This window comes from Pseudoalteromonas sp. H71 (assembly GCF_001468485.1).
GTDB lineage: Bacteria > Pseudomonadota > Gammaproteobacteria > Enterobacterales > Alteromonadaceae > Pseudoalteromonas.
Genome location: NZ_LODI01000010.1, coordinates 39846 through 55498, shown reverse-complemented (window position 1 = coordinate 55498; position 15653 = coordinate 39846). Strand labels below are relative to the sequence as shown.

Below are 15653 nucleotides of genomic sequence, written 5' to 3'. Positions count from 1 at the left end.
TAGCATGAACACAATTAGTCCATTACAAGCTGGTGATACAGCACCCGCTTTTAGCTTACAAAACCAAAACGACGAAACAATCACTTTAAGTGAATTGTTAAAAGAGCAACAAGTACTTGTGTACTTTTATCCTAAAGCTTCTACTCCGGGTTGTACCGTACAAGCAGAAAACCTGCGCGACCAACAAGACGAGCTTGCTAAATTTAACACGCGTGTTGTAGGCATTAGCCCAGATCCAATTAAGCGCCTTAAAAACTTTGAAACTAAAAAAGAGCTTAACTTTGATTTATTAGCCGATGAAGATCACGCCATTGCAGAAGCATTTGGTGTATGGGGCTACAAAAAATTTATGGGTAAAGAATACGATGGCATTCACCGCCTAACATTTTTAGTAGGCCAAGACGGTAAAATTAAACACTTATTTGATAAGTTTAAAACCAAAGATCATCACCAAGTGGTGCTTGATTATTTGGCAGCAGAATAAGCTAGCTAATTACTACCAAAAAAATACATAAAGCGTTGCCCTAGAGCAGCGCTTTTTTATGTTATTTTCTAAATATCCAGGTTAAATAAAGTATCTTCGAGAGATAAATAAACAATTGCTAGTTTTGAATTTGAAGTTACAGTTTGTCCCTTTTTGTTTTCACCAATACGATCTATTAGGTTACTTATTTATGAGACAAGAATTAAGAACTAAAATTATTGAAGTATGTGATAAAAAAATTGCCAGTAAAGGTGATAATGTAGGCCTATCTTTCTATGCTTTTTTTGCTAATAAAAACAACAATCCTGAACTTTTAATGGAAGCTGCTACTTGGTGGATTCAAACCCATCAATTAGATCACTTTGTAAAAGCTCATAAAATAAAACAAATGGTGCTGAATAATTTATAAGCCCCCAAGTGCTCATATTCGATGTGCATAATGCTTTAAGCAATAATTAAAAGCGCGAATTAAAGCTTCTAAATACAGCAATATGTTCTACTGTAAAAGTTTTATAGGGTTACTTTTTCTCGCATATTATTCTCTATGGATAGACTTTCACGATACTCGGCAGCTTCTGCTTTCAACGTCCAATGAACATCTAAAATACCATTAACCTCTACCGCTTGCTTCACTTCAGATATCGTTGTTTTAAAGAACTCTTTTCTTGAGTTAACCTTATTCACTGAGCATAAATCGAAACGACGATGAAGTTCTTTTTCCAAGGTTGGTGCGTCTTCACTAAAGATCATTGCATGAACATCAAAAGAAAATGGAACCGATGCATCACCAAGCTCCTTAACACGGTCCATGGGTTCTAACCTTCTCGTCATACCTATTTTAAATACCTCTTCACCAAAACTGCCGATGTTACTGATAACATAAACATGACCACGTCTAGTCTGTTGTGCCATTGATAGCGCACGCTGCCCTTTTTCTTCAGCTTCTTTTAATTGATTTTCTAAATCATATAGTTTTGCTTCGTAATCGGCCTTTTGCTCATCGTTAGCAGCTAAAAGCTCTTCTCTAACTTTTTTTAGTGCTTTTTGAATTAATCGCTCTTCTTTCTCGGCTTCTTTTTTTGCTTTTTCTATATCTCGTAGAGCCTTTTCTTCTTCACGAATTTGTGCTCGAATTTCGGCCTGCTCTTCTCGCTCAATTCTTTTAAGTTCACTCGCAGCTACCGCCCACTTAAGCTCTGTTAAACGTGCGTTTAAATACTTTTCATTAATCCGAGCTTTTCGAAACGGTACGCCATTGTGATTTACTAGTGCAAAGGCATCTAAAATTTCTTGGTTTATCTTGCCAAAGTTGTCGTGTTTTACTTTTGACAATGCACTATCTACTTTGCCATTAAATGCATCAACCACAAAATGTATTGCGTAAGTTTTTCTATGCTGCTCAACATAATCGCAATCACCTGCAAAACCATCTTTAACCATTTGACGGATATTTTGCCGTATCAATTTCAACTCGGCTCCAGCCTCTTTATGGCTAAATTCATCAGCTAAGTCATCTAAAACTGAGTGATTTGGGATTATATAATCATCTTTATACCCATCTATAGTGTTTCGCATAGCTTTAATTGCTTGCTCATAGATATCAGCTTTCTCTTTTGCTTCATAAGCGTCACCTGCGATTTCTTTAGCTTGCTGAGCTGCAAATAATGTAATTCGGTCAGCTTCTTGATTTGCATCGAAACGAATTTTTTCAGCTTTTTCTTTTGCTTCTTTAAGCTTTTGTTTCCCTTCGGCTTTGTACCCTTTCAGTGTTTCTCTTGTAGTAGCAGCTTCTGTTTCAATGTCATTTGCTAAATTCATTGCATTTTGTTTGATAGTCTCTGCTTTCAACTCAGCTTCTTCTAAAAGGTCTTTAATATAGTTTTCTGCTTGAATAATTGGGCTATATTTATCAAGTAGCTCTTTATTTTTCATTGATGTGTTCTTAACTTCTGCTCTTAACACATCAAGCTTATCATTCAATGAATCTATATTTTTTTTAGATTGCTGTTTTAGATTTTTAATCATGCTATACCAACTAAAACAAATGATTAAAACTAAAAATGCGAGTATTGAAATAAGAAGCTCCATGTCTAAATCCTTTTATTAAATTTACTACAAACCGTAACACAGTCTCTCAATTTTATTTAAACTTAAATGGCTAAACACCAACCTATTTGATAAAAACATATTAAGAATAAAATATAAGGATTTAAATTTGAAAAAGGCAGTTAGGTTTAAAGCGTATTTAGTGGCTTTAATCACATGTATTATCGGGTTTCAGTTTTCGCCGGCAAGTAATCAGTTTTATGCAAACCCGTTTTATATTGGCGGTTTTATTTTTGCAATCGTACTAATTGTTAATGTTATTAATTACTTCTGCCCAAAGTGTAAGAAAAACCAAGTAATGCAATCGGCTAAAGGCTATCGCCTTCCAACAAATAAGTGCTATCACTGCGAGGAAGAAATTAACTAGCCTTGTCGGATGGCGCTTCGCTTATCCGACCTACGTGTTTAAATAAGCTTGTTAGAGTTTGATATAAAGAGTGCTTGGAAAGAGTGAGCATTGAAGTTGCTGTGTTGGGTTTCGTTTCACTCAACCCAACCTTTTATCTACAGAATATAACTTAACGCCGAACAGCTTATCGCTTACAGCTAACCACTTAAAGCCGCCTTTGCGCTTTAACTAATTCCTAAATACTTATGCACTTGGATTGATAAGCGCCAGTTTTTGGCAATACAGGTATCGATGGCTAATTTGGTTGCTGATACTTTTTGGCTGATTGGCTGTAAGTAAACAAGCTTAGGGTTAACCCCTGTTTTAGCAAATAATGCTTCAAGCTCCTCTACGTGCTTTTGCATGGCTATTGGGTGCTTAATTTCGTTAGCCCGCTTCATAGCGCTGGTAAGTACTTCGTAACCGCCGCGCATGTTTATCTTTGGCGATACTGTCACCCATGTTTGCTCAGGGGCAAGTATTTCAAACGTGCCGCTGGTTTCTATTTGGGTGCTAAAACCGTGTTCGTGTAATAAGTTACATACTGGGTTTAAATCAAACATGCATGGCTCGCCGCCGGTAATTACTACGTGCTTTGCGGTATAACCACGTGATTTAAATAACGCGAGTACTTGCTCTGCGCTGGCATCGGCCCAGTGATCTGAGTCGGCTTTTTTTTCTACGGTTTCATCAAGTGATACTTTGTATACGTTGTCTACATCCCAGGTTTGTTTAGTATCACACCACGAGCAACCGACTGGGCAACCTTGCAAGCGCAAAAATATTGAGGGTGTGCCAGTAAAACTTGCTTCACCTTGGATGGTTTCAAACACTTCATTAATTTTGTACAAAAGAGATCTCACTTACTACCTAGTAGCCAAATTGCTACTATTAAAGACGAAAAAGCGCTGTGCAAAAATTGTTATTTAAGCTGCGGCCGTGTAGTATATCGCGCCCTGATATAAACCTCTATTAAAACTAAGAGCAAAACAGATATGACGCAAAAAGTAGTTGTTATTTATTCCGGCGGTATGGACTCATTTACCGTATTAAATAAAGCCCTGCAGCAAGGCCATGATGTATATGCCCTTTCGTTTGACTATGGTCAGCGTCATGTAAAAGAGCTTAAAGTGGCTGCGCAAGTGTGTGAAAAACTTAATGTTCCGCACAAAATTGTGGATATTTCGGCTATCAATCAGCTTATTGGTGGTTCGTCGTTAACCGATAACATTGACGTGCCAGAAGGTCATTACGAAGAAGAAAGCATGAAGAGCACGATTGTGCCAAATCGTAATATGATTTTGCTCTCGCTTGCTGTTGGTTACGCGGTATCACTTAAAGCAAGCCAAGTTTATTACGGTGCTCATTCTGGGGATCATGCTATTTACCCCGATTGCCGTCCTGAATTTGTGCAAAAAATGGATGATGTATGTCGTATTGCAAACTACGATGCAGTGGAAATTTTTAGCCCGTATTTAAATAATACCAAAATTGATATTTTAACCGATGGCATAAAAATGGGTTTAGATTACAGCCAAACATGGACGTGCTATAACGGCCGTGAAAAGGCCTGTGGAAAGTGCGGTGCGTGCCAAGAACGTTTAGAAGCATTTGCACTTAATAATATTACAGACCCATTAGAATACGAATAAGCAACAAATAAATAGTTATTTAGGGTTAAATAAAAAAGGCTATGTTACGTAGCCTTTTTTATTGCATAGCATTTAATTACACAGCGTAAAATTAAAAAAACCTTTTAAAAATTACAACCAGCGCCTTACGCGTGCTTTGTAGGCAGTAAATTCTTCACCAAATAATTTAGTAAGCGCACGTTCTTCTGGTATTATTTGAAACAACGTTAAATAACCAATAAAGCCAACAACACCTAGCATTGCCCAAACTGAACTTAACCACACGCCCCAGCCAGCTAAAATAAATGCAAACCCTAAATACATTGGGTTACGTGAAATACGGTAAATACCGCTGGTAACTAATTTTGATGCCTGTTCTGGTTTACTGGGATTCACTGTGGTTTTAGCTAACTTAAAGCTCACTACACCTGCAACACAACTTACGCACCCAATAATAACTAAACTTGCCGCTAAATAGGCAACAAACACAGTGAAGTCTATGACACTGTAATGCGCTATGAGCGCCATAATGCCTGCAAAAAATAGAACAACGATAACCGGGGGAATTTTATTATTTAGCATAATAACTCACTGATAAAATTAGTTTATAAAATAATATGTTAATAACTATATGGCGATTAATTTCATATTAAACAACCCTGTTACTGTATAAAGTATGAACACCACACGTAAGTATTTGTGTATGCGTATTTAGCCATAGTATTAAGCGGTTAATTTCACCGTACAGCTCTTTACAAATAAAGTTACAATTGTCAGCTTTAACTAAAGTGGGGAAAGCGTATACTTTAATAAATAAAATTAAAAAGGAATATAGTTATGTCTGGTACTACGATGATTGTACTTATTGTGCTTATATCTGTGGGTTCGGGTGTGGTTTACGATATGTATAAAAAGCATTTAGAGTTTAAACATAAAATGCAAAACAATAATAGTGACGCTCATAAACAACTTGCCGAAACAAAAGCAGAAGTGGTTGCACTAAGAGAACGTGTACAAACACTTGAAGCCATTGTGACTGACTCAAGCTTTAACGTTAAGCAAGAGATCAATAAACTGTAAGCGTTATTAAACGCTTACTCGTTAGCTAAATTTGTTAAAGGTAATTTGGATACAGATGGGCATTTTCTGGTTGCTCTATTCCATGGGCTGCTAAAAACCCACCTATAGCTTGTCCACACCCTTGAGGTGCACGCCCACTGTCTATTTCAAAGTTTAATTGATTGGCTTCTTGCTTACCCATTGAGCACAAATCAACTGTACTGGGGGAACGCATTGCAATACTTAACTTACCAATGTTCTCTACTGCCACGTTTTTACTAAATCGGGCAAACCCTTGATATTTAAATTGCTCGCTCACATAGTCATTGCTCGTGTTAACTAAAGCGGTGATAAAACCGTGTAAAAAATGGTTACTTGACGACCCCGTAGTCAAAAACGCGATGGATTTATTGTTAAACTCACTCAACTGAGCGCCATCACAATGCAATTTTACTGTATACAAATGTTGCTCGTCAGTAATGGCTTGATAACCTGTTAGTTCAACAGCCGAATCAGCAAACACAATGCGGCTCACCAAATCGCTAATATTATCGCTATGGTGCGTGTGTAAAACTAACTCTGGGTTTTGCGCCATGACGGGTAAATCGTGATGGTTATTAAACGGTGTGCTTATTGCACCATTTTGTTTTAACTGGAATAACTCTCTCACTTCGTGCTCACGCGCCACTTTTAAAGCCAAAAATGCCGTTTGAATAAGTTCTGACGTAGGTAAGTTTTCTTCTACAATCCAGCGTCTACCAAAAAGCAGTTTTTTTGCTTTGTCGGTATTTTGATGACCACTTTTTTTGTAGTTGTCAGGGCTGAGCACCGCAACTTGAAGGTATATCTCATCACCTTTTTGAGCGGCAAGCACTCTAAAATGCGCTGAAAACTCAATACTTTCGAGCACTTCGTTCACACTTTCAAGCGTATGTTTGTAACGTAAAAAATGCTGTGGAACTACCCAATTATTATTCGCTAATTGTACAAGCGGCGCATACGGGATTGGCTGCTCGTAACTATGTTGCCATTTTTTGTCGTTACTGAGTAACGTATTTAGGTGACTATTTTTATCTGACATAAATAAACCAAATAAACTCGCACTGGGCAAGATATTAACTGTGTTTACATTACGTGTTTTGTTATGTAATTAGATCACAGCCGCCCGACAAAATTGGGCTTTTTTAACTATCGTAAAGGCTTTGATAGTCGCTTATAACTTTTTGATAATAAAGCTCATCTTTATTGAGCATTTTATTATAATGATTTAATAGTCGTTGAATGTAAGCCGTATGCTGTTTATCATTTAAGTCCCACATGGCATCACCTGTTTTACTCACCGGTTGGCTGCTTTTAAAGCTAACCTCTAGGAGTTCATAAACACGGTTTTTGTCACTAATAATTTGCTCGCTATGCAAACCCAAATTAAGCGAGTGTAAACCACTGCGCAGTAAATAAGTATGGTGAATTGGGCATAAAATAAAACGCACATGCTGTAAACGCTCTGGTGAGTTATTCGCTATTATTTGCTTCACCAAACGCAGCGCTAATTCACCACCAATACCGGCTATAACAACGACCTGATTTTTTACATCATCCAGCTTTATACTTCCAACGTCCTGACACAAGACCTGCCATTCTGGCTTTTTATTACCAGGCACCCTAAATTTTTTATTATGGGTTAATCGCGCTTCTAAATCGGTCATCACATTAGACAAAATATCAACAAACATGACTTTATCGGCAGCTGAGCGCTTCAACAAAGCCATACCTAAATAACCATGATCGCAGCAACAATCCCAAATAGTGTTTTGCTGGCGTGTTATAAGCGCATCAATCGCAGTCAGTCGTTTACTGAGTTTCATTTAATCAGGCGAATGTGACATTTTATAGACGAGCGCTTTTAAACTTTTATCACTGTCTATTTCAATAAAGCGGTCGGTAGGTGCAAGGCGTTCTACGAATGTAATCGCACCTTGTGTGTGCTCGTCAATCAGGGCTTTAAATGCATCCTCTGAGAGCTCGGGGCTATTGGCGCATAAAAGCAATTTTGTTGTTTGATTAAGTAACTCTGGAAGCCTGCGAAGCACTTTTTGGTAGTCTTTGGTTAAAATAAAGCTGCCTTTTTGAAAACTTGGCGGATCGACAATAATTAAATCAAACGGGGCTGCTTTTTTTAATTTACCAAACGACTTTAAAATATCGTGAGGTAAGTAACTCACCCCTTTGTCAAAACCATTTAACTGATGGTTTTGCTTACCTACTTTAAGTACCCCTTTACTCATATCCATATTCATTACATGATCGGCACCGCCTTGCATTGCTGCTAACGAAAAACCGCACGTGTACGAAAATAAATTAAGTACTTTGCCATGCTTACTATTAGCCATTACAAACTCGCGGCCGCTTCGCATATCAGGAAAAATCCCTGTATTTTGGCGGCTTTGCAAATCGACTAAAAAGCGAATTCCGTTTTCGGTTACTGTATGCTTATTAGGGAGCGTTCCAAACATGACTGTGTTTTGACTTTGCACACCCGCGCGTTGCTGATAAACAAGCGAGGTAATTAATTCTGGGTGGTGTGCTTGCGCCCATTGCCAAAGCGTTTCGGTTAACTGATGAAGCGTTTTTTCGTCTATCTCATCGTACGATACTAAAAATAAGCTTGGTGGATAAAAATCTAAATTTAAGTGGCTTAATGCCTCAACACTATGGCCTCGCCCATGAAAAACACGACACAATTCGTTATTTAAAATAGGGGCGCTTTCAAGTGCCATAATCAGAGGCGTAAAATTTGTAGTCATTTTTTAATTAATCAACTGTTGTTGTAGTTCGTGTATTTCGTCGCGCACAGAGCCTGCTTTTTCAAATTCTAAGTTGCTCGCATACGCGTGCATTTTAGTTTCAAGTTGCTTAATTTGCGTTGCAATTTCTTTCGCGCTAAGTACCTTTTTAGATTCTTTGCGAATAAGCTGAAGGTTATCTTTAGGGCCAGCCTCTTCGCCTACATCCATCACATCAAGAATCTTTTTAGCCAATGCACGTGGCTCTATGCCGTTGTCTAAATTGTATTGATGCTGAATTTCGCGTCTGCGACTTGTCTCATCTATTGCTTTTGCCATTGATTTTGTGACTTTATCGCCATATAAAATAGCACGCCCATCCAAATGACGCGCAGCTCGACCAATGGTCTGAATGAGCGAACGGGCTGAGCGTAAAAAGCCTTCTTTGTCGGCATCAAGTATGGCAACCAATGCCACTTCTGGCATATCTAAGCCCTCCCTTAGTAAGTTAATACCCACTAACACATCGAATACACCGGCGCGTAAGTCGCGAATTATTTCTACCCGCTCTACGGTATCGATGTCTGAATGCAGGTAGCGCACTTTTACGCCGTGTTCGCTTAAATAATCGGTTAAATCTTCTGACATGCGTTTTGTCAGTGTAGTAACTAATACTCGCTCACCTTTTTCAACGCATTGATATATTTCTGACAGCAAGTCATCAACTTGGTCGCCAACGGGTCTCACTTCAATAAGCGGATCTAAAAGCCCTGTTGGACGAATAATTTGCTCTGCAACTTCCCCACCACTTCGCTCCATTTCAAAGTCGCCAGGCGTTGCCGATACATAAATGGTTTGCGGTGCAATGGCTTCAAACTCTTCAAACCTAAGGGGTCGGTTATCCATAGCTGAGGGCATTCTAAAACCATACTCTACAAGGTTTTCTTTACGGCTTCTGTCGCCTTTATACATAGCGCCAATTTGCGATACCGTTACATGCGATTCATCAATAATCATTAATGCGTCATCAGGAAGATAATCAAGCAAGGTTGGCGGCGGATCGCCGGGGGTACGCCCCGATAAATAACGACTGTAGTTTTCTATTCCCGAGCAATAACCCAACTCGGTCATCATTTCTATGTCGTACTGAGTACGCTGCGCAATGCGCTGCTCTTCTACTAATTTATTGGCACTGAGTAATTGAGCTCTTCTATCTTTTAGTTCTATTTTTATATTTTCGATTGCGCCAAGAATTTTCTCACGCGGAGTTACATAGTGCGTTTTAGGGTAAATAGTGGCGCGCACAATATGTTTTTCAACAGCCCCTGTTAGCGGGTCAAAAATACTTAAACGCTCTATCTCGTCGTCAAACATTTCTACTCGCACTGCGTATGTTTCTGACTCTGCCGGGAATATGTCGACCACTTCGCCGCGAACTCGGTAAGTACCACGACTAAACTCTATGTCATTACGAGTATATTGTATTTCGGCTAAACGGCGAAGCATATCGCGTTGATCAACTTTTTCACCTACTTTTAAAAGCAACATCATTTTCATGTATGACTGGGGGTCACCCAAACCATAAATAGCCGAAACCGACGCAACAATAATAGTATCACGGCGTTCAAGTAATGCTTTGGTTGCGCTTAATCGCATCTGCTCAATGTGCTCATTGATGGATGCGTCTTTTTCAATAAAGGTATCGCTCGATACAACGTACGCTTCAGGCTGGTAGTAGTCGTAATAAGAAACAAAATATTCAACGGCATTTTTAGGAAAAAACTCTTTCATTTCACCATAAAGCTGCGCAGCCAACGTTTTGTTGTGCGCCATTATAATTGTCGGGCGGTTCAAATCGTTAATTATATTAGCCATGGTAAAGGTTTTCCCCGTACCTGTTGCCCCTAACAATGTTTGATGAGCAAGCCCGGCTTCTAAACCTTCACATAATTGCTTTATTGCAGTAGGTTGGTCCCCTGCTGGTTGAAACTGTGATTTTAACTGAAAATGATCGCTCAATTATTGCACTCCTGTAATGACTGACTGCTCAATGACTCAAGCTCTTTTATAAACCATTTATACGCTACAAACGCGGTAAATAAATTACCTACCGCCGCACCAATAAATAACCCCGTCAACCCTGCAAAATGACTGCCTAAGTAAGCAAACGGAACATAAAAAATAAATAAACGTATAATACTTAAAAACAATGCATTCATTGGTTTGTGCAAAGCATTAAACGATGAATTTGATAATATGATCACACCTTGAAAACCATAACTTAATGGTATGGAGTAAATAAAGAGCTTAATTACATCTATTACTGCCTGCTCTTTACCAAATATCTGGCTTATTACTCCAGAAAAAATAATCAGCAAAACGTAAATAATAAATTGCCAAACCATCACAAACTTCAACGTCCCTATGTATGCGTCTTTAACTCTACATAATTTTCCAGCACCGAAGTTTTGGCTTACAAATGGCGGGAGTGTCATTGATAAGGCAAGCACTAAAATACTTGCAATAGACTCTATTCTACTACCAACACCAAACGCGGCAACGGCCTCAGGACCATGATTAGCAACAAGTGCCGTCATTACCGCCATTGCAATTGGTGTAAGCATATTAGCACTTGCGGCAGGTACACCTATTTTTAATATTTTGCGGATTGACCCCATAACTGTTTGTGAGCCAACTTTTAAACTAAGTAACCGTTTTCTTGCTATTAAAATATATAAAATAATGACAACAGCTACAGCCCAAGCTATTACACTTGCAATGGCTGCGCCTTGTATACCCATTGCAGGTATAGGACCAAAACCGAATATAAGCATGGGGTCGAGTATTGCATTTATAAGCCCTGCTCCTCCCATTACAATACTGGGAGTTTTAGTATCGCCACTGGCACGTAATACAGAGTTCCCAATCATGGGTGTGATTAAAAATACACTGCCAATAAACCACACATTCATGTATTCATGTATTAAAGGAAGCACCTGCTGTCCTGCACCCAGTAACGTAAATACCGGGTCAATAAGTAAATAGCCTATAAACGATAATATAAGCACCAACACAACAGCCACTAATATAGAGATGCTGGCGTCAAAACGAGCTTCATCTATCTTGTTGCTGCCTAACGCTTTTGCAATGACAGCTGAAGTGCCTATGCCTAAACCAATAGCTAAGCTAATTACGGTAAAGGTGACTGGAAAAGTAAAACTCACTGCAGCGAGAGGCTCTGTACCCAACAAACTGATAAAGAAGGTATCAACTATATTAAACATCATTAACATGATCATGCCGAAGATCATCGGAACAGTCATTATTTTCAACGTTGGCATAATGGGATCGTTGAGTAAATCTGGGCGAGTCTTCGTATTTGAAATTGCGCGCATGGAATAAATGGCCTCTTTTACTGAGTTGATCATTTTAAAGCATCAGGGCAATTCAAGCCACGGATTTATCACTACATTTTACACAGGCACACCCAATAAAAAGAGCGTATGGAGTAAACATCACTTTTTATACGTTTTTGCTAAAACAAGGCCTTAATGCATCAAAAAACAATTAAGACACATTTTTGCTACTTTTATTACAAAACACACGGTTTACCTGTCGGTTTTTTACACAATTCGACACTTTGATTTATCGTAACGAAAAGTTACTCTCATCGAATAACACACTGCAAGCCTAAAACGCTAAGCTACTGTTTTTATTTAAAATAAAAATAATGATTTAAAAGCTTGAAATCGTTGTAGCACTCTAAAATACTGGTGCTGCTGATGTTCTTAAAGTTTCATAAACAGAGTTATCCACAGAAACCGTGGATAACTCATTCAAGGCCGCATTTATAAAGGCTTCAAGCGACATACATTTTACGTGCAGGTCTGACCAAATGAAGGATTTACATTTTAATGCTTTTGTAACCTTAGCCGACAAATTAACCTAGGTTAATATTTTTAAATTTCGACAGCCCTGTGACCACGCATTAACGCATGCGTATGTAGTTACAAGTTATTGATTGTGTTCTTTATGAACATGCAGGACTTTATTTATTTAAATGTTTACACTTCATAATTGCACACAATTAAACAACGTGTTTATCAGTAAAGTAATACCGAATAAAAAATACCCTAACATTAATATTACAGAATTAATTAACTAATAGGCCTAAACAGTTAATTTTGTTTTTTGAGTTTTACGCGTGATAAATCACTTTAACTTTGTATTTTATTTACTCAACCAACAGTACTAAACGATCACAAAAAGTTATTTTGTTAGTAACGGTTTTATAAAAATGCCAATGAAGTGCTTAAAACAAAGCTATAAAACACGCAGATTGCACATAAAAACAACGAATAAACCTCTTTTTTTAATTTATGACTTTTATATGTTGACACTTTGCAGCGCGGTCATTAATATTTCGCCCCGTTGAAAGGCAAGACGCTTCCCCCTTAGCTCAGTTGGTTAGAGCGACGGACTGTTAATCCGCAGGTCCCCCGTTCGAGTCGGGGAGGGGGAGCCAAGTTTATGTATATGATGTAGTTCCCCCTTAGCTCAGTTGGTTAGAGCGACGGACTGTTAATCCGCAGGTCCCCCGTTCGAGTCGGGGAGGGGGAGCCAATTCTAAGAATTCCATAGACATTTATTCCTATTTCCACTACCCTTCTACCCTAGAACTAAAACATTGATTAAAAACTATTAAATGTTGCATTTAGTTAAATAATCAAGGACTTGATTCCTTTCCTTCTGTAATACCTAAAAGATTGAAAAAAATGGCTGGATTTAAAAAACTTATTTTAATACAAATAATATCTTGGTTATTGTGTGTTGCAGCTGGAAGCTACTTTATTTCGGTCGGCTTTGACAATGCTGTTAGTGAAGCACAAAAAGATGCCCAGGTTACTGTAACTAAATATATAAATGAGCTTTCCATAGACGACATTTCTGCTGAAAACTTAAAAAAGTCAATTGCTAACGGCAACACCTTTTCAAACTTTACGCTTAGAGATTACCAAGGCGCTGAAATATTTAGTATCAATTCGTCGTCAGAGCTACCAGCGTTCGCAGAGTTTATTCAGTCTCAATTTAATTCTTTACGCCCACAATTTGCAGTAAATGATGCGGCAGACGTCAAAGTAGAGTTTACACTCAACATCCGACAGTTAGCCGAACAAGTTCAAACCGCCCTCTTTATAGTTATACTTATTTCTGCCGTGTTGGTGATCATCCCTATTATATTACTTAAGTCGATTTTTTATCAGCTTAATAAGAATATCAGCACCACCGTTTCTGATATTATTGATATATATATTAATCAAAACCAAATTGATAATGACCTGCAAACAGCCCTTGATAGCTCTAGTCTTAAAAAATTAGGCAAAGACTTGGTGCCCAGCTTTAATCGGTTATCGCATTTTTTAAAGTCGAAAACCCAAGATATACAAAATGCAGCAATGAGCATAAAACAAGAAGCCTACAAAGATGTCATTACCTCTTTAGGTAACCGCAATATGTTTGTTGAGTATTACGAAAAACACATTGAAAATTGCGAGCAAAGTACGTTTGGTTCGTTAGCTATGGTGCGCTGTAGCGAGTTACAAGCAATTAACCAAAGCCGTGGCTACCAAAAAGGTGACGAGTACGTAAGGGGTGTTGCTGATATAATTAAACACTTAAGTGGTACTTATACAGGCAGCCAATTGTTTAGGCTAAACAGCTCAGACTTTGCAGTTATTTTACCTCACACCCCTCTTAAAGAAGCTGAGCGTTTTGGTGAAAACTTACAGTCTCGTTTTACTCAATATCAACAAAACCAAGAACTAAGCTCTGTGGCTAATACTGGCATTGTGGGTTATGAAAAAGGCAAACCATTAGGCGAGCTACTTTCGGTGGTTGATAACGCAATGAGTATGGCCCAGTCTAAACAAACTAATGCGTGGCATGTACAACGCGAAACCGACTTAGTTAATAATGTAAGCGCAGGCTTTGGTAACCAAAACTGGCGTAAAGTAATAAATGAAGTTATTGAGTCAAAACGTGTGCATTTAGTCATGCAAAATATAATGCCCCTAGGGAAAAGTATTAAGGCGTACGCCGAAATTCAGGTGAGGTTTAAAACTGAAGATAACCAAATGCTTCCTACAGCGTCGTTTTTAGCTATGGCCGAAAAACTCGATATGGCAATTGAAATTGACCGCCTTATTATTGATTCATCGCTTGAAAAAGTAAAAAGCCGTAATTTGTCTGAAAAGTTTTTTGGTTTAAATGTAACGGCCTCAAGTGCACATAACGACCAATTTGTTATTTGGTTAGAACGCCGCCTATTAAAAGATACGCACATTGCCTCTAAACTCGTTTTTGAAGTAAGCGAATTTGGTTTACAACAAAACATTAAAGCCAGTAAGCGCTTTATTGATATGATTCACCGAGTAGGTGCACGTATTACCGTTGAACGATTTGGTGTTGGTTTAACGTCGTTCAAATTTTTCCGAGACTTAAAGCCTGACTTTATAAAAATGGATGCCAGTTACACTCGCGGCTTAGAGGACGATAAAAACAATCAATACTTTATGCGTTTAATGGTAGACCTAGCACACAGAATTGGGGTGAGTGTATTCGCCGAAGGTGTAGAGAGCCAAGAAGAAAAACACATAATAGAAACTTTGTGTTTAGATGGCGTACAAGGCTATTACATAGAAAAACCGAAAGATATTTAATTCCTCATTAAAAAAAAGAGCACTCGTTGCTCTTTTTTGTTTATGTAACCAATTTAAGTAACACCTACCCTATTTATAGCGATAACTTATATTAACGTACTTGATGTGGCGACCTATTTTAGGGCAATTAAATCTGGCCCTCATTTAGCCAAACCATTTCATGTAATAACTCACTATTGAAATTCTAAAGCGGTTAACCTTAGGTTTAACCCTTCAAATTGATCAAGTATTTTGCTTATCAGTATTGGCCTATAGTGATCATTATGACTCTTGAATTAGTATCGATAAAGTCATCTTGTTAAAGCAAAAAACACATCTACATCATCGTATTATTACATCAGTACTGCTGCTGGTTAATTTAATAGTGATTATTTAAATGATAATCACTGCACATGTTGTTAATCAGGGCAGAAAAAAGGATAATACACGGGATTTTAAAAGCGCGAGGCTCGCATGACTGAATATGTATTGTTATTGATTGGA

General features: G+C 38.1%; 14 protein-coding genes and 2 tRNA genes. 8 read left to right on the top strand and 8 right to left on the bottom strand.

The window, feature by feature from the left end; genetic code table 11:
- Nucleotides 1–4: 4 nt before the first annotated feature.
- On the top strand, nt 5–484 hold the full coding sequence (gene bcp / locus ATS71_RS06830) for a thioredoxin-dependent thiol peroxidase (RefSeq protein WP_058404144.1): 480 nt from the start codon (nt 5–7) through the stop codon (nt 482–484).
- A 190-nt stretch (nt 485–674) separates the two neighbouring features.
- A complete protein-coding gene (locus ATS71_RS06825; RefSeq protein WP_058404143.1) occupies nt 675–893 on the top strand; it encodes a DUF6500 family protein in 219 nt (72 codons plus the stop codon).
- Between the two features lie 101 nt (nt 894–994).
- On the opposite strand, the gene ATS71_RS06820 is transcribed toward ATS71_RS06825, so the two are convergent.
- Nucleotides 995–2572 (bottom strand): DUF4041 domain-containing protein, encoded by a 1578-nt coding sequence (locus ATS71_RS06820; RefSeq protein WP_152995668.1) that lies wholly within the window; start codon nt 2570–2572, stop codon nt 995–997.
- Between the two features lie 127 nt (nt 2573–2699).
- Between ATS71_RS06820 and ATS71_RS06815 the strand changes: the two genes are divergently transcribed.
- Nucleotides 2700–2957, top strand: coding sequence for a hypothetical protein (locus tag ATS71_RS06815; RefSeq protein ID WP_058404142.1), 258 nt, complete (start codon nt 2700–2702; stop codon nt 2955–2957).
- Between the two features lie 206 nt (nt 2958–3163).
- Here ATS71_RS06815 and queE read toward each other — a convergent pair whose 3' ends face one another.
- Nucleotides 3164–3829 (bottom strand): 7-carboxy-7-deazaguanine synthase QueE, encoded by a 666-nt coding sequence (gene queE / locus ATS71_RS06810; protein WP_058404141.1) that lies wholly within the window; start codon nt 3827–3829, stop codon nt 3164–3166.
- Nucleotides 3830–3973: 144 nt separating this feature from the next.
- On the opposite strand from queE, the gene queC reads away from it, so the two are divergent.
- The gene (gene queC, locus ATS71_RS06805; protein ID WP_006792320.1) at nt 3974–4630 is read left to right on the top strand and encodes a 7-cyano-7-deazaguanine synthase QueC; all 657 of its coding nucleotides are present in this window, start codon (nt 3974–3976) and stop codon (nt 4628–4630) included.
- A gap of 111 nt (nt 4631–4741) precedes the next feature.
- Here the strand turns inward: queC and ATS71_RS06800 are convergent, their stop codons facing one another.
- Nucleotides 4742–5191, bottom strand: coding sequence for a methyltransferase family protein (locus tag ATS71_RS06800; protein ID WP_058404140.1), 450 nt, complete (start codon nt 5189–5191; stop codon nt 4742–4744).
- A gap of 255 nt (nt 5192–5446) precedes the next feature.
- Here ATS71_RS06800 and ATS71_RS06795 point away from each other — a divergent pair, with 255 nt between their 5' ends.
- Nucleotides 5447–5689: a hypothetical protein gene (locus ATS71_RS06795; RefSeq protein ID WP_006792318.1), complete on the top strand. Its 243-nt coding sequence runs from the start codon at nt 5447–5449 to the stop codon at nt 5687–5689.
- Nucleotides 5690–5723: 34 nt separating this feature from the next.
- Here ATS71_RS06795 and ATS71_RS06790 read toward each other — a convergent pair whose 3' ends face one another.
- The 5 genes from ATS71_RS06790 to ATS71_RS06770 all read right to left on the bottom strand — a co-directional run bounded on the left by ATS71_RS06790 (nt 5724) and on the right by ATS71_RS06770 (nt 11846).
- Entirely contained in the window at nt 5724–6749 is a 1026-nt protein-coding gene (locus ATS71_RS06790) for a hypothetical protein (protein ID WP_058404139.1), read from the bottom strand.
- A gap of 103 nt (nt 6750–6852) precedes the next feature.
- Nucleotides 6853–7533: a tRNA (adenine(22)-N(1))-methyltransferase TrmK gene (locus tag ATS71_RS06785; RefSeq protein ID WP_058404138.1), complete on the bottom strand. Its 681-nt coding sequence runs from the start codon at nt 7531–7533 to the stop codon at nt 6853–6855.
- Nucleotides 7534–8472 (bottom strand): class I SAM-dependent methyltransferase, encoded by a 939-nt coding sequence (locus ATS71_RS06780; RefSeq protein ID WP_058404137.1) that lies wholly within the window; start codon nt 8470–8472, stop codon nt 7534–7536.
- Between the two features lie 3 nt (nt 8473–8475).
- Nucleotides 8476–10470 carry an excinuclease ABC subunit UvrB gene (uvrB, locus tag ATS71_RS06775; protein WP_058404136.1) on the bottom strand — a complete coding sequence of 665 codons (1995 nt, stop codon included), beginning with the start codon at nt 10468–10470 and terminating at the stop codon, nt 8476–8478.
- Nucleotides 10467–11846 (bottom strand): MATE family efflux transporter, encoded by a 1380-nt coding sequence (locus ATS71_RS06770; RefSeq protein WP_058404135.1) that lies wholly within the window; start codon nt 11844–11846, stop codon nt 10467–10469. Before ATS71_RS06770 ends, uvrB begins: the two co-directional genes overlap by 4 nt.
- A gap of 1053 nt (nt 11847–12899) precedes the next feature.
- On the opposite strand from ATS71_RS06770, the gene ATS71_RS06765 reads away from it, so the two are divergent.
- From ATS71_RS06765 to ATS71_RS06755, 3 genes are all read left to right on the top strand, one after another.
- Nucleotides 12900–12976, top strand: a tRNA-Asn gene (locus tag ATS71_RS06765).
- A gap of 21 nt (nt 12977–12997) precedes the next feature.
- A tRNA-Asn gene (locus tag ATS71_RS06760) sits at nt 12998–13074 on the top strand.
- A gap of 152 nt (nt 13075–13226) precedes the next feature.
- Entirely contained in the window at nt 13227–15170 is a 1944-nt protein-coding gene (locus tag ATS71_RS06755; protein WP_058404134.1) for an EAL domain-containing protein, read from the top strand.
- Nucleotides 15171–15653 lie beyond the last annotated feature (483 nt).

Coding starts and splice junctions, on each gene's coding strand:
- ATS71_RS06770 (WP_058404135.1), bottom strand. CDS start 11,846: ATGCGCGCAATTTCAAATACGAAGACTCGCCCAGATTTACTCAACGAT.
- ATS71_RS06825 (WP_058404143.1), top strand. CDS start 675: ATGAGACAAGAATTAAGAACTAAAATTATTGAAGTATGTGATAAAAAA.
- ATS71_RS06790 (WP_058404139.1), bottom strand. CDS start 6,749: ATGTCAGATAAAAATAGTCACCTAAATACGTTACTCAGTAACGACAAA.
- ATS71_RS06795 (WP_006792318.1), top strand. CDS start 5,447: ATGTCTGGTACTACGATGATTGTACTTATTGTGCTTATATCTGTGGGT.
- bcp (WP_058404144.1), top strand. CDS start 5: ATGAACACAATTAGTCCATTACAAGCTGGTGATACAGCACCCGCTTTT.
- ATS71_RS06780 (WP_058404137.1), bottom strand. CDS start 8,472: ATGACTACAAATTTTACGCCTCTGATTATGGCACTTGAAAGCGCCCCT.
- ATS71_RS06820 (WP_152995668.1), bottom strand. CDS start 2,572: ATGGAGCTTCTTATTTCAATACTCGCATTTTTAGTTTTAATCATTTGT.
- queC (WP_006792320.1), top strand. CDS start 3,974: ATGACGCAAAAAGTAGTTGTTATTTATTCCGGCGGTATGGACTCATTT.
- ATS71_RS06800 (WP_058404140.1), bottom strand. CDS start 5,191: ATGCTAAATAATAAAATTCCCCCGGTTATCGTTGTTCTATTTTTTGCA.
- ATS71_RS06755 (WP_058404134.1), top strand. CDS start 13,227: ATGGCTGGATTTAAAAAACTTATTTTAATACAAATAATATCTTGGTTA.
- ATS71_RS06785 (WP_058404138.1), bottom strand. CDS start 7,533: ATGAAACTCAGTAAACGACTGACTGCGATTGATGCGCTTATAACACGC.